The sequence below is a fragment of the Mycobacterium heidelbergense genome (genome assembly GCF_050205645.1).
GTDB lineage: Bacteria > Actinomycetota > Actinomycetes > Mycobacteriales > Mycobacteriaceae > Mycobacterium > Mycobacterium heidelbergense_A.
The window spans coordinates 264,081-277,734 of record NZ_JBNMQT010000005.1 but is presented as its reverse complement, the minus strand read 5'-3'; the positions used below and the strand labels follow the sequence as shown (position 1 = coordinate 277,734).

At 64.8% G+C, this 13,654-nt stretch carries 10 protein-coding genes; 3 read left to right on the top strand and 7 right to left on the bottom strand.

The genetic code is table 11. The features are described from left to right. The 3 genes from ACQI5H_RS08030 to ACQI5H_RS08020 all read right to left on the bottom strand — a co-directional run. Positions 1-902, bottom strand: a 902-nt coding sequence (locus ACQI5H_RS08030) for a serine/threonine-protein kinase (protein WP_427078853.1), incomplete at its 3' end; no start/stop codon positions are given. A gap of 33 nt (positions 903-935) precedes the next feature. Beyond that, positions 936-2,876: a serine/threonine-protein kinase gene (locus ACQI5H_RS08025; RefSeq protein ID WP_427078852.1), complete on the bottom strand. Its 1,941-nt coding sequence runs from the start codon at positions 2,874-2,876 to the stop codon at positions 936-938. Positions 2,877-2,995: 119 nt separating this feature from the next. After that, a complete protein-coding gene (locus tag ACQI5H_RS08020) occupies positions 2,996-3,418 on the bottom strand; it encodes a TIGR03618 family F420-dependent PPOX class oxidoreductase (RefSeq protein WP_427078851.1) in 423 nt (140 codons plus the stop codon). A gap of 120 nt (positions 3,419-3,538) precedes the next feature. Here ACQI5H_RS08020 and ACQI5H_RS08015 point away from each other — a divergent pair, with 120 nt between their 5' ends. From ACQI5H_RS08015 to ACQI5H_RS08005, 3 genes are read left to right on the top strand one after another with little or no spacing between them, the layout of a single operon-like run. Next, the gene (locus tag ACQI5H_RS08015; protein WP_427078850.1) at positions 3,539-3,844 is read left to right on the top strand and encodes a hypothetical protein; all 306 of its coding nucleotides are present in this window, start codon (positions 3,539-3,541) and stop codon (positions 3,842-3,844) included. Between the two features lie 60 nt (positions 3,845-3,904). Continuing rightward, positions 3,905-4,672 (top strand): DUF899 domain-containing protein, encoded by a 768-nt coding sequence (locus ACQI5H_RS08010; RefSeq protein ID WP_427078849.1) that lies wholly within the window; start codon positions 3,905-3,907, stop codon positions 4,670-4,672. After that, entirely contained in the window at positions 4,626-5,612 is a 987-nt protein-coding gene (locus tag ACQI5H_RS08005; RefSeq protein WP_427078848.1) for a sigma-70 family RNA polymerase sigma factor, read from the top strand. The genes ACQI5H_RS08010 and ACQI5H_RS08005 overlap by 47 nt, the downstream gene beginning before the upstream one ends. 17 nt (positions 5,613-5,629) lie before the next feature. On the opposite strand, the gene ACQI5H_RS08000 is transcribed toward ACQI5H_RS08005, so the two are convergent. From ACQI5H_RS08000 to ACQI5H_RS07985, 4 genes are all read right to left on the bottom strand, one after another. Beyond that, a complete protein-coding gene (locus ACQI5H_RS08000) occupies positions 5,630-6,715 on the bottom strand; it encodes a GGDEF domain-containing protein (protein ID WP_427078847.1) in 1,086 nt (361 codons plus the stop codon). Positions 6,716-6,830: 115 nt separating this feature from the next. After that, positions 6,831-9,755, bottom strand: coding sequence for a hypothetical protein (locus ACQI5H_RS07995; RefSeq protein WP_427078846.1), 2,925 nt, complete (start codon positions 9,753-9,755; stop codon positions 6,831-6,833). Between the two features lie 546 nt (positions 9,756-10,301). Beyond that, a complete protein-coding gene (locus tag ACQI5H_RS07990) occupies positions 10,302-10,643 on the bottom strand; it encodes a hypothetical protein (RefSeq protein WP_427078845.1) in 342 nt (113 codons plus the stop codon). Between the two features lie 405 nt (positions 10,644-11,048). Continuing rightward, the gene (locus tag ACQI5H_RS07985; protein ID WP_427078844.1) at positions 11,049-13,646 is read right to left on the bottom strand and encodes a LuxR C-terminal-related transcriptional regulator; all 2,598 of its coding nucleotides are present in this window, start codon (positions 13,644-13,646) and stop codon (positions 11,049-11,051) included. Positions 13,647-13,654: the final 8 nt, after the last annotated feature.

Below are 13,654 nucleotides of genomic sequence, written 5' to 3'. Positions count from 1 at the left end.
GTGCTTGCGGTAGGGGTGGGCGGCGGCGTCGGGCCGGCCAGGGTGGCCGGCGTTTGGAGTTGGCCCGCGAGGGCGGCGGCGAAGTCGCTGCAGCGGGCGAAGCGTTGGGCGGGGTCTTTGGCCAATGCCTGCGCGAATACCGCGTCGGTGCTGGCCAGACTGGGCCGCGTGGCTCCTGGCCGCGGAGGGGGCGCGGTCAAATGCGCGCGGATCACGGAGACGGGGTTGGCGTCGGAGAAAGGTTGAACGCCGGTCAGTAGGTGGTAGGCCGTGGCGGCCAGTGCGTACTGGTCGGCACGGCCATCGAGGGCGGCTCCGCGCAGCAGTTCGGGTGCGGCGTAGTTGAAGGTTCCCATCGATTTGATGGTGTCTGTGACCACGCTAGTGGTCACGTCGTCGTCCTCGGCTGGGCGGGCGATGCCGAAGTCGCTCAACAAGATTCGTGGTGCACTACCATCGTCGGGATGGCTGATCATGATGTTGGCCGGCTTGACGTCGCGGTGTAGCAGACCACGGTGATGGGCGTGGTCTAACGCGCCACCGACGCTGCTCACCACCGCGATCAGCTCAGCGGGAGTGAGCCCTGCCGGGTGCTGGGACAGCACTGTGCGCAAGTTGGGGCCATTGACATAGTCCATCGCGATCCAGAGCTGGCCGTTGAATTCGCCTCGGTCATGTACTCCGACGATTTGGGGATGCCAAAGCTCGGAGGCCCGATCCGCCTCGCGGATGAACCGCTGTTGGAAGTTTCGGTCGCCCGACAGGTCAGCACGCAGAACCTTGAGCGCTTCCAATCTCGGCAACCGGGGATGCTGGACCAAATACACCTCGCCCATCTCGCCGGCGCCCAGCAGCCGCACCACCGTATAGCCGGCAAACGATGCGCCTTCGCTCAACGGCATGACTTCACCTTCCTTTTCTCACGTGTGGTTGGCTCAGTTGTGGACGGTGTATGTCGGAGGGTCTTTGGTCAAATCGACCGTGCCACCCGGGTTATAGGTCACATCGAAGGGGTTGCCCGTCGATGTGGTCCCCGTGTATTTGATGGTGCCCGACACCGCGACCACCATGGTCGTGGGATCAAAAGTGAGCTTGGCCTGGGAGAAGTCCCCCGCGCTGGTGACGGTCCCGGTGTTGTTGGAGGAATAGCCGTGGCCGCACTCCGGGGGCGGGGCGACGCCGTGATAGCAATATTTTTCCCAGTTATCGACCGCCGCTTTGGCGGCTTGCAGGCCGGTATCGTTGAGGGTCGCTACGGGTTGGATGCTCGGGTGGGTGGCGTTCGCGGCCAGCGCATTCAGTAGCACCGGTGCCGCCTGCGCACTGATATCGACAAATCGGTTCGACGATGAGACGACGAGTGCGCCAGGAAAAACCGAGACAGGCGTCGTTCCGTTCGTGGCGATTCCGAACAGCGCGACAGCCTTGAAGGAAGCGTTCGTGGTTCCCGGTGTACCAATATCGACGGGCACGGTAGCGGTGTCCAGTTTCCAGTCGTTGCCGTTGCGGCGCACCGCGATCCGCGCCTGCGACAGCGCCGAACCGAAGCGAGCCGACAAAATCACGTGCTGGACGCTAGTGGGGTCATCGCCGGACGCCGGGGGAGCCGAAGTGACCGTGATGTCGGTGATCGGTGCCGACGCCAATTGAGCGCGCAGTGCATCGGCGCTGACCCATTCCCTGGTGGCCGGCGGATTGGCGCTCAACGACAATGCGGTGGCGGCGTCCCCGCGCGAGAGTGCCTCGAGATAGTTCTGTGCGGCTAGCCGAGCGCCTTCAGCTGTGGCCGAACTCGCTGGGGAATGGCGATCAGCGCCATGCGAAACGACCAAATATGCGGCCACTGCAGCCACGCAGATCACGGCCGCCGCTGCAATGGCGACCCACCGCCGCGACCATGTTCGCGGTCGCGGCTGCGAAGGAGCGTCGTAATGCGGCGCCGGGGCCGGCCCCGGCCTGACCATTGTCCAGGACTGCGGATCCCCGGGACCGGCCGTCTGAACCGCGGCGTATGGGCTGCGCGGGTAATGGCCGATCCGCAGCCGGTCGGCCAAGGCCGCCGCAAAGTCGGCACACCGCTCGAAGCGCTGTCGAGGATCTTTGGCTAAGGCGCGGGCGAACACCGCATCTGTGCTGGCAAGGTCGGGGCGTATGGCTCCCGGCAGCGGCGGCGGCGCCGTCAGGTGAGCGCTGATCACGGCTACCGCGGGAAGGTTGCAGAACATCTTGGTACCGGTCAACAAGTAGTAGGCGGTAGCCGCCAGCGCGTATTGGTCGGCACGGCCATCGAGGGCCGCGCCCATGAGCTGCTCGGGCGCGCTGTAGTTAACGGTTCCCACCGCCATGTTGGTCACAGTCAGACCGGTAGTGTCATCGATCGGGCGTGCGATACCGAAGTCGCTCAATAAGATTCGCGATGTGCTGCCGTCATCGGGTCGGCTCACCATGATGTTGGCGGGCTTGACGTCGCGGTGTAGCAAGCCGCGGTGATGGGCGTAGTCCAAGGCGTCGCTAACGGCATTGACCACCGACAGCGCTGCCTCCACGGGCATTCCCGAGTGATAGTGCGTGCCGACGAGTGCGCCGAGGTCGGTGCCGTCGACGTAGTCCATCGTGATCCACAGTTGGCCTTCAAATTCGCCGCGGTCATGCACGCCGACGATGTGCGGGTGCCACAGCCGGGAGGCTAACTCGGCCTCCCGATTGAAGCGCTGCTGGAAATCGGGATCGGCCGAGACGTCCGCGCGCAACACCTTGAGCGCTTCGTGCCGCGGGAATCGAGGATGGCGGGCCAAATACACCTCGCCCATCCCACCGGTGCCCAGCAGCCGCACCAGGGTATAGCCGGCGAACTGTGCACCTTCACTTAGCGGCATCGCGTCCCTGGTGGATCTCGCAGTCGTTGCTTACCTCGCCCGCGGTCGGCTACAAACCCGACCCTAACGCACCTCCTGGGCTCACTCCTGAAGTTCTGCGGAAGCGACGCCGTCCGCCGTCAGGCCGCCCAGGGCCCGACGCCGCCCACCCTGTCGATCGTGATGCGAGTCAGGTATCCGGGCGGTGAGCCGGGTGGCGGAAAACCGGTGCCCGGTCCTAGGAGCGCCGTGGCGATCTCGCCCAGCAGTTCGGGCGCGCCGCCCTCCTCGATGCGCGCCGTGCCCTTGATCGACAAGTAGGGCGTCTGCAGGCCGCTGCGGTCGCTGGACACGATGGTCACGGCCACGCGGGGATCACGACGAATGTTGCGGACCTTCTGATGCTCCTCCAGGTGGGCGACGACCAGCTCATCAGCGCCGTCGTCGGTGCTCTGCACCACCATCCAGACCACGCTCACTTGCGGAGTGCCGTCGCGATTGTTCGTGACCAGCGTCGCGGGGTTGGAAGCGATCAGTTGCCGCGTGTCGTTGTCGAGTTTCATTTCTGCTCCTGGTTTCTAGTCGGGTTGCCTATATGGAGGAGACGAGCCGCTGAAACTCATCGCATCGCAGCCGGTGAATTCGGCAGCCTGCCGACCTCTGTACTGATGGAGGTGATGCGGGTGAAGAGAGCCGCCGTGGTGCAGTACTTCACGACGAACGATGCCGCGCAACGGAACCGTGAGCTGATCGAGGACGTGCTACGCGAGCTGGCTGCCCGAGATCCTGGGGGAGTTGAGTACCAGGTACTGATGTTCGATGACGGAGTCGGCTTCATGCACGTCGTCGCATTCGACGGCACCACCGACCCGTTCGGGGATTGCGGCGCCTACCGAGAATTCCACCGGGAGCTGGCCAAGCGCCTGGCCACGCCGCCTGTCGTGATGTACGCGGCGTTGATCGGCTCCTATCACGGCCGCCGACCTTGAGCTACGCCGATGAGTTTCGACCGGTGGACGCCTCAGTACCGCTGAGGAAAGGAGCCAACAATGAAAATCACCCGTACGGCCACGCGCGAGGAGTGGCTGGCGCAGCGCCTGGACCTGCTAGCCAAGGAAAAGGCCGCCAGCCGGCAGCTCGCGATGCTGGCCGAGCAGCGCCGCGCACTTCCCGCAGTGGCCATCGACAAGCACTATGTCTTCGAGGGACCCGACGGCGAGGTCGCGCTGATCGACCTCTTCGAGGGCCGCGGCCAGTTGATCGTCTACCACTTCATGTGGCTGCACGACATCGACGACGGCTGTCCGAGTTGCTCATTCGCCGTGGACAACATGCCGGATCCGATCCATCTCAACGAGGGCGCAGACACGACGCTGGCGCTGGTGTCACGGGTGCCGTACGCACGGCTCAGCCGATTCAAGGCCCGCATGGGATGGCGCCTGCCTTGGTACTCGTCGCACGGCAGCGACTTCAACTACGACTTCCACGTCAGCACCGACGAGTCGATCGCGCCAGTCGAATACAACTACAAGGACAAGGCGACGCTGGTCCGCGAAGGATTGGAGTACGTGGCGACCAATGGTGCCGACGGGCAAGGCATCAGCGTCTTCGTCCAGGACGGCGGCAAGGTGTTTCACACCTATTCGGCCTACGGTGTCGGTGCCGATGTCATGCTGAGCACCTACCGGTTCCTCGATCTGACCCCGTTGGGCCGGCAGCGCTACATCAACGAATGGCCTTGGCATGACACGTATGGGGCACCGGATCAACATGAGCATCACCACTGGCAACGGGGACGACTTCGCGCGGCTGGCTGAGCCGTTTCGGGCCGAGCTGATCGCCTACGGCTACCGGATGCTCGGTTCCGTCGACGACGCCGAAGACGTCGTGCAGGACGTCTACCTGGACGCATGGCGCGCCTACGAGCATTTCGAGGGCCGCTCGTCGCTGCGCACATGGTTGTACCGCATCGCCACCCGGGCGTTCATCAAGGCGCTCGAGCGTGCAAAGCGCCGCCCTCTGCCGTCGGACCTGCACGCGCCGGCCAACGACCCCACCGCGCGCGTCATGGCCGCTAGCCCGGAGGTGACATGGCTGCAGCCGGCCCCCGATTCGCTGTTGGCGGCCACGACGAGCGACCCTGCCGCGGTGGTCGCCGCGCGGGAATCCATGCGCCTGGCCTTCGTGGCCGCGCTGCAGCTGCTTCCCCCACGGCAGCGAGCGGTGCTGATTCTGAGGGAGGTATTAGGTTGGCCCGCAACCGAAGTCGCGGCACTACTCGATTTGAGTGTCGCCGCGGTGAACAGCGCACTGCAGCGGGCACGCACGCATCTGCCCGCGGATGTCGACTCGCGGGCGCAGCCATTAGAAGAGCGGCAGCGTGAACTGCTCGACCGGTATGTGGCCGCGTTTCAAAACGCCGACGTGGACGAACTGGTCGCGGTGTTGACCGAGGACGCCCTCTTCGAGATGCCGCCATTCCTCACCTGGTTTAGGGGCAACGCCATGATCGGCGCCTTTCTCGGTGCGCGCATGCGCGCTTTCGGCAATACCCCGGTCGTGCAAACGGCGGCCAATGGACAACCCGCAGTGGCGCTGTACCCGGCGACCGCCGATGGACAGCATCGCCTGCACGCCCTACATGTGCTCACTTTTGCGCCGAACGGTATCGATCACGTCGTGTCGTTCCAGAACGTCGATGCGTTGCGGCACTTCGGCCTTCCGCACCTACTACCGACGGAATCACCGCGGGGCTGAATGCCTCTCGGCCACCCTCAGCGGCTGGGTGGTACCGGAATGTCGGCATGCCGAACTTGGTTTCCGCCAGCGCGTTTCGCGTCGTACATCGCGCCATCGGCGGCCTCGACTAGGCGTTCGACAACCTGGCGGTTCGGGGCTTCACCATCCGACGGCAGTCGGATGCTGCTGACACCAAAGCTGGCTGTCACGCCCCAGGGGGTGGCAGCGATTGCCAGTCGCATCGCCTCGGCGGTCTGAAGTGCGTCTTGCGCTCCGATGGTTTCGGCGACCAGGAACTCCTCTCCGCCGACCCGGGCGACGACCGTTCCACTGTTGCTGATCCGACGCAGGTTGTCGGCTACGGCCACCAAGATCCGGTCACCGGCAGCGTGACCGTGGGTGTCGTTGATGCGCTTGAAATTATCAAGATCGAGCATCAAGACACTCAAATACAGGCCGCGCTTTTCCACGGTTAGCAGCTTGGACGCCGACCGATAAAAGCCGCGCCGGTTGCGCAAGCCGGTGAGCGGATCGGTCGAGGATTTCAAGGCATCTACCGACAGCCAGTGCACGAGTATCTGTCCGCAGAACGGCACGGCCAGGATTCCGGCGCTGAGCACCAGCAGCTTGGCCGTGGCCATCGATGCGTCGCCCGCCGCCGCGATGCGGGCGGCGCACACCGCCGCAGTGCCGAAAGCGGTGACCAGCGTGAAAACCAGGAGGCGAGCGGAATGGAAAAACGCGACGTAACCCGCAAGGCCACCGAATGCCGCGCACCCGAGCATTCCGCTGCGCGGATCGCCCTCGACCAGGCACGTCGCGGCGATGGATAGTGCCCCCACTATCGAAAACACCCGAGATTGCGCCGGCGTCGGCCAACTGAGCAGCCAGACGAGCGCCATTGCCACCAGGCTGACAACGAACACCAAGGCTACGGCCCACTGCGCGTGCGTCTGCGGACCCGATGGGCTGCTCAGCATGAGCAACGTGGCGGCGGCCAGCGTTGCCAGGATGGCGACCATCAAGTAGCGCACAAATGGCTTGAGTCCACGCACGGAGAGGTAGTCCGACAACCATTCGTAGTGGTCGGGTTGACGCCACCAAGCGCCGATCCACTGCATTTTTCGACGCCCCTGGCCTCTTTCGCATCGCAGATAAACGGCGCGGACGACCGAACCTTCGTTCGCATGCTACTTGTAACCGACGAAAATTAGGACCCGTTGAGAATTCAGTGCACTAGTTCGACGGTGGTAGCGATTCGATGCATTCGACGACTTCGGCGGCGATGACACGGCCAAGCTCGGTGTAGGCGGCGAACTGTCCTTCGCTGAACCATTGGTCGGACGTCGGATCGTGGGGAAAGATTTCGCTGGACGCCCCGTATGACAGGAGCCAGTACGGGCAGGCTTGGCACAGTACTGCTTTCGCGAAAATCAGGGTGCCGGTGCTGTCTTCGAGCCCGGCCGCCGCCGGATAGGCGATGTCGCCCCGGACTACCGCGCCGCGAGTGATACGACTATTGAGGATGGCCAGCGCGTCGTCTTTGCGGAACTGTTTTCCGGAGCCCGGCGAGATGTCGTCGACGGAGTATGGACCGGTGCGCTTCAGCGTGATCTCCACGCCCAGTTCATATCTCGCCAGCCGAAGTGCGTCGGTGAGTCCGATGGGCAGTGGTGGCGGATCACCACCCCCGTCGATGACAATGATCAGTCGGCATCGGCGCCGCAGCGCCTCCACGAGACCCGAGTTGTCGTAGTGACCGCCATCGGTGATCTGTACCAGGCGCGCGTCCTTGCTGTTGATGCCGAGGATTTCTCGATACAGGTATCCCGCCCCGCGGATGGTGGGCAGCGACTTCGGCCATACCCGAGGGAGGTCGTCGGCTTCTGATGTGCGCCGGTGAACGCCGTTGCTGAGTTGCGAAACGAAGTGTGGGTTAGGTAGCCAGGTGCCCAGGCGCGCACCGGAAACTGCGAGCAACTTCTCGACGCCCTTGTCCTGGCGTCCCATCGCGGAGGCGAACGCCGCGCCGCTTATCGCAACCGCGGCTTCCACGGTCAGGTCCCGGCGGATCCGGGGTGGGGCTGCTTTCATCAGCTTTTTGGTGTCGAACCACCCGAGATCCGGCCCGCCGACGTAATCCGCGCTCATCACGTAGGACACCGCGTTGAGGCCGGGCGCGGGTTTGCCGGGGCCACTGATGGTGGCCGAGCACGCGAACACGAACTTCGGACCCTTTGTGGTCCGACCGTAGAGGTCTAACCAGGTGGGTTCGTTGTCGGGATATCGCGCGGCTCTGTTGGGCTGGCCTTTGTCGGGCTGTCGGCGCACCGCGAAGGTGCGGGCCAGGCGGCGCCGATAGAAGGGGTGCAGGCTCAGGGAAGTGACGTCGGCGAAGCCGATGAACGCTGCCGTGAGCAATAAACCCGTCAGCCACCAGACTGCGTTGGGAACACAGGTGAGGTGCTGGTCCCACCCTTTTTGGGTGGCGTAGTGGAAGACACCGGCGGCGAAGCTGCCGAGCAGCACCAGCCATACCACCAGGAGCACAGCAAGGGTGGCCACGGTCAATAGCAGAGAGATGACGGCGGGCGGCAGGACGCGTTTCAGCAACGATGGGGACGGTTGTGTGCCAGCCGTTTTGGCGAGCTTGTTGGTGTCGCGCCAGATCATCGCGATCAACGCGGCGACGTAGTTGAGTCCGATGACGCCCGACAGCGCCCCGAGCGCACCACCCGGGGTGGGTGGCGTCTGGCTACTGGCCCACCAACAGAGCCGCATCAGTCCGGGCACCGCGATCGTTAGCGTGAAGACCACCAATGCGAATCCGGCGCTCACGCGGGCAAGGCGTGACATCCACGTCCGCACGCATTCGCTGCACTGACTATTCGAGATCCATTCGATGAAGAGAGCGGCCATGGTGAACAGGACGGCCGCGGATGCGAACAATCCCAGCGCCCAATAGGCACCGGGGTGGTTGACGAGTGACAGAAAATAGCCGCTGTGGCCCTTCAATTCGTCCTCGGTATACATCGCCGGTAGTTGTGGGTCCAATTTCAGGTCCGAGGCGGGACGCGTGGCCGGCACCGGAGGAAACGCTGCGATCGGGACTTGGGCGAGCAGCCAGCCGACCGCCCACCCCGCGATAACCGGGATCGTAAAGATAGTCACCAGGGATGCGAGCAAATTCTTGAGAACCTGCCCAAGGGCGATGACCAATTCCAAGGGCGAGTCAGCGATGTAGCTTGATCCGCGGCGAATGTGATCAAACTCGGCTGATCCGTCTTCGAATCTTCCGGAGATCGGCGCGACGTTCGGCAGGGGCTGGTCGCCGCTGGGGGGTTCTTGCATCGGCTTTTGCTTGAGGGCGACTTGTTGGCGTTGCACCGCCAGCAGCCGCGCACCGGCCGCGTATCCACCCCCCGATACCGAGATCACGTAGTCCAGGTCGTCCAACAGCGGTGGGGCAGTGCCTTGCTCGGCGCCCGGCTTCGTCGCGGCTCCGGGTGCGGCCGACGATTCGGAGAACACTTGCATGGCACCCATCGCCACGCACGCCGACCGCACTCCGCCGCCGGATAGGCAAAGAGCTTTTGGGCGATCTTTCGATTCGTCGGCGACCCCCGGCACGTCATAGGCCCGTACCCAACTCTGCTGATCTTCGGTGAGAGGTTGAGCGGCCTCGCCGGGTGCCGCCGCCACCGGCCGCGGTGGCACCAGCACCTCCTCCCACCACGTCTTCGGCCGGGATGCGTCGCGTGCACCGACCCCCAGCCGCTGGAATACCTTGAGCTGTCGCAGGATTTGGAGCCGCGACATTTTCTGGATGCGGTGCCATGTGTATGCCTGGTACGTGCCCATTAGGCCACGCAGGACGATGCCTATGGACGCAATCAGCCCGACCGCCGCCACCGAGATCGCGCAAAATTTGGTCGCCGCTGCGGCTTCGGCCGCGGTGCGCCAACCGGTTCCGCCGTGGGTCAACGTGAGCGACACTAGGCGGTCTTCGATCAGGTTGGCCGCCACCGCGACGACAACAGCGGCGATAACGAAATCGGCGATTCGACCACCCAATAGCGAACTCGCGCGAACGCGATAGAACGCGGCGCATCCCGCCAGCACCAACACGCCAGCGGCGATCAACCACAGGTCACTATGCATGGTTGTGGGTAATTGCGATCTAATTTCGTCGGCGCCGGGGCCGTGGTCTCCGAACGTGTAGTGGAGCAGTTGCGATGTGGAAGCGCCACGTGCCCTAATGCAACCGATCACCACGCCCGCAGCGATCATTCCCAGCGCGATAATCGATACCCATGTCGACAGACGTTTGGACAATTTCGCCTCCCGGGCTCGACAGTTTGTCGTTGGCTACCGCGGCTATCGGATAGCTTGTCACGTTTTGCTGGATGGCATCGTTATTGCGTACAAATTCGTGTGACGCACATTGCCGAGAAGCTATTCAATGGCAATTGCAAGGCGTACTCAGCGGTGACGGGGTACCGCGTTGATTGCTGCGAGACGCCGGCCGCTACTAAGCGGCATCCGAATTCGAGTAGCTGCCGACATCGGCGGCCGGCTCGGTGGGCGTGCCACTTCAATCCTCGCGGTGGCGTTCGTAATCCCACTGCTCTAACCATGTGGAGAGGCGATGAATTCCGACGCTGACCATTATCAGCATGACCGCTTCCATGGCCATGAGCAGCTCATTCATAGCCGTTCCATTTCGCGGGCCATTGCTGCGTTCTCGATGTAGAGCGGGCGACGTGCATAGTAGCGACGCGGCTCACGCTCGACGTACGAGTCCAGCGAGTCCAGCGCCGCGGACAGCCGTTGCCACAGCTGGGCGATCCAGGGCCGCCGGGTGGCGACTGTCTGCGATGTGGCGCCGGCAGCGGCGGTTGCGAACATGACTTCGCGTTCGCTGATGAGGACGGGCGACGGCGAAGCGGCGATAGTGCGCTGCGCTTCGGTAGCGGCCGCGCTGCGGTCCGGTGCAAACGTTGCAGCGGCGTCCTCGTCTGGCACCACTGTCTTCGCGGTAGTTAACATTTCGACTCCCTGGGGGGCGGGGTTCGGTTCCGGTTGGTCCGGCTGTGAGGAGAATTTATGAAGTCACCGGTCTCGACGGCACGCGTAACGGACTACCTGTGTTGCACTGCAGGACCTTGCGGCGCCGGTCGAGTCTCCGGCAGCGATCGCCGAGGCCGCCGCAGCGCTCATTTTTGCTATCCGGCGGTGATGGCGACAGCCAAACACATTGCGCGCGTGTCTAATTCACTATTTTCTCGGGTCCGATGAGCGGGTCGGCCCCATGCCGGCGGGGGTGTGATTAGCCAGATTTATCGGAAAAAGCGGTCAGGTGAGCGGCGGGACTACTCGAGAAGGCGTGGCCGAGAGCCGTCGGGGTGGGGTAGTCACGCCCGTGGCCTGCGGGTTTGCCGCCAGCGGCCCGGTTCAGGTGGCATTACGTGCGACGACGGCCGCCAGTTCTTCGCGGTCGGAGATGTCGAGTTTGATACAGGCGCGGTAAATGTGGCCTTCGACGGTGCGTACGGACACCGTGAGCTTGTCGGCGATCTCGCGGTTGGACAGGCCTTCGGCGATCAGCGCCGCGATCTCGCGTTCCCGAGAGCTGATCGGCAGAGGTTGGGCCGCGGCCCGGATCGCCGGTGTGATCGCTCCGCCGCACAACGCGGCTAGTCGAAGCGCCCGTGCCGCGGATTCGGTGGTGTGCCGGTTGTGGCCGCTGCGTTCGTAGAGCACGACGGCCTGCGCGGCGGCGTCTGCGGCCGAGAGCAGCAACCCCGCCTTCTCGAAGTCGGCGCTCAGCGCATCGAGGGCGTGCGGATCGGAGCCGGCCACCGCCGCGGCGTGGCGAGCGTAGAGCCCGGCCACCGTGCCGTCGACCCGTTTGGCCAACGCGCTCAGCCGGCTCGCGACGGTGCGGTCGCCGAAACGGGCGGCATGGTGCAGTGCCTCCGCTTCGACGGCATATTGGCCGGCCCGGTGGGCGGTGTCGGCGGCGGCGCGCGCCAGATCGACGCCGGTGCGTTCGCCGCCACGGCCGGCAGCCAGCCATGCCCTGGCGATCATCGCCATCGGCTCGTGCAAGTCCAGGTGCGGGCCGGCGTGCTCCTTGGCGTCGGCAAGAACTCTCTCCGCGTCCGCGGTGCGGCCCAACCCGGCATACGCCCTGGCCAGCAGCAGCCGGCCGGGCAGCCGCCACGGCAGCGAGTTTTCGGCATTCAGCGCGGCCAGCGCCTGCTCGAATGCCGTGATGGCCTGGGGGAATTTGCCGCGGTACGTGGCGACTAGCCCGGCCATGATTTTCGCGATAGCCCAGCCGACGAACTGCCCCTGTGAGGAGAACCGGCTGTAGTCGGCCACCCGACGGTCAGCCAGATCCAGGCTGCCGGTGTGGGTTAGCGCCAGGATGTCGCCGTAGCGGATCATCCACCGGATCATCCCGTCGGTGGGTTTGTGCTCGACGCGACACCGCGCCGCGATCGGTTCGAAGCCGGCACCGCGGCCGGCGACGGGCATAGCCAGGCCGGCAGCGAAGGCCGCGAAGTCGGCGGCCTGCTCCGGCGCCGCGGGGTCGGCCAGGACGGCCTCGGCGGCCGCGATGCCTTCCTCAAGCTTGTTCTGGTGCACCGCCATCGCCGCGCCGGTGGCCTCGACGACGAGGCGCAGCGCGTGATGGGTGACCCGCTGACGCATCAGCGAAAGGATGTCGTGGGCTTGGTCTATTTCGCCCATCGACCAGAACAGCGTGGACAGCCGCGGGATGCCCCAAAGCACGAGCTGCAGCTCGTCGAGTTCGTCAGGGTTGAATTGCGCCAGGATCGAATCGGCTTCACCCGGTCTTCCCTGCCACAGCACCGCCCGCGAGAGCAACTCGCCGGCGCGCAGCCCATCGCCATGCTCAAATGCGCTGCGCGCCAACCGTTCCCCAAGGGGAAGATTGGCCAGGAAGACGGCGTCCTTAGCGGCGGCGACTAGCAGAGCGTTGTCTGCTACCTGGTCGCTGTCGACGGACAGTTGCGCCAGGCGGATGCGATCCGCCGGAGAGGTGATGTCCCGGGCGGCGAGCACCGACACGATATTGCCGCGCAGTTTCCGCGCGGAAGCGGTGCCGGTGCGGCGGCGCATCACATCCCCGTACAGCGGGTGGGTGATGCGGGCGTTGAGCATATGACCGTCACGCACGATGCGAATCAGCCCTTGCAGTTCGGCGGCGTCGACGGCTTCTTCACCGGCCAGCTCGACGAGCGCATCGAGATCCAGCGGCTCGCAGAATGCCAGGAACTTCAGCGCGCCGAGCGCCTCGGCACCGGCATGATCAAGCCGGCTCTCCAGTAGTTCGGCCAGGCCGGAGGACACGGCCGTAGGTCCGCGCAACTGCCAGACCCCGTCGACCTCGGTCAGGGTGCGGGCTTCTACTGCGCCCTCGACCATGTGCCGCAGAAACAACGGATTACCGCCGGACGCCGACCACATGACATCGGCCGACAGACCTTCCAGGATGCCGCCGAGCACCGATTCGACCAGCGCGATGCTCTGCTCCTTCGTCAGTGGCTCCAAATCGAACCGCTGCAGGTAGCCGTCCTTCCACAGCGAGGTGACCGCATCCGGGACGGCTTCGCCGCTGCGGACGGTGGCGACGATGCGCCCGCTCCGCTCGACGGCAATGTGGTGCAACAGCGTCGCCGAAAGCTGGTCAAGCAGATGCGCGTCGTCCACGCCGACCACGGGCTCCGCGCCGGCGAGCATATTTTCGCGCGCCGCGGCCAGCAGCGCGATGGGGTCACGGGCGCTCGAGGCACCCACCCACTGCATGAACGCTCCGAGCGGAATCGCCTGGGAGGACTCGGTGCATGCGGCCCAGTGCACGGCCGAGGGCAGCGTGTCGGTGACGGTACGGGCCAGTGTTGTCTTACCGACGCCGGCGGGCCCGATGAGTACCACGCCGCGCTGCTCGTCACCGGTGAGCGCGGCGCGGATCGTTTGTTGCTCCACCGGCCGTTCGAGCAACTGCCACCGGCTGCTCATGTATGGGA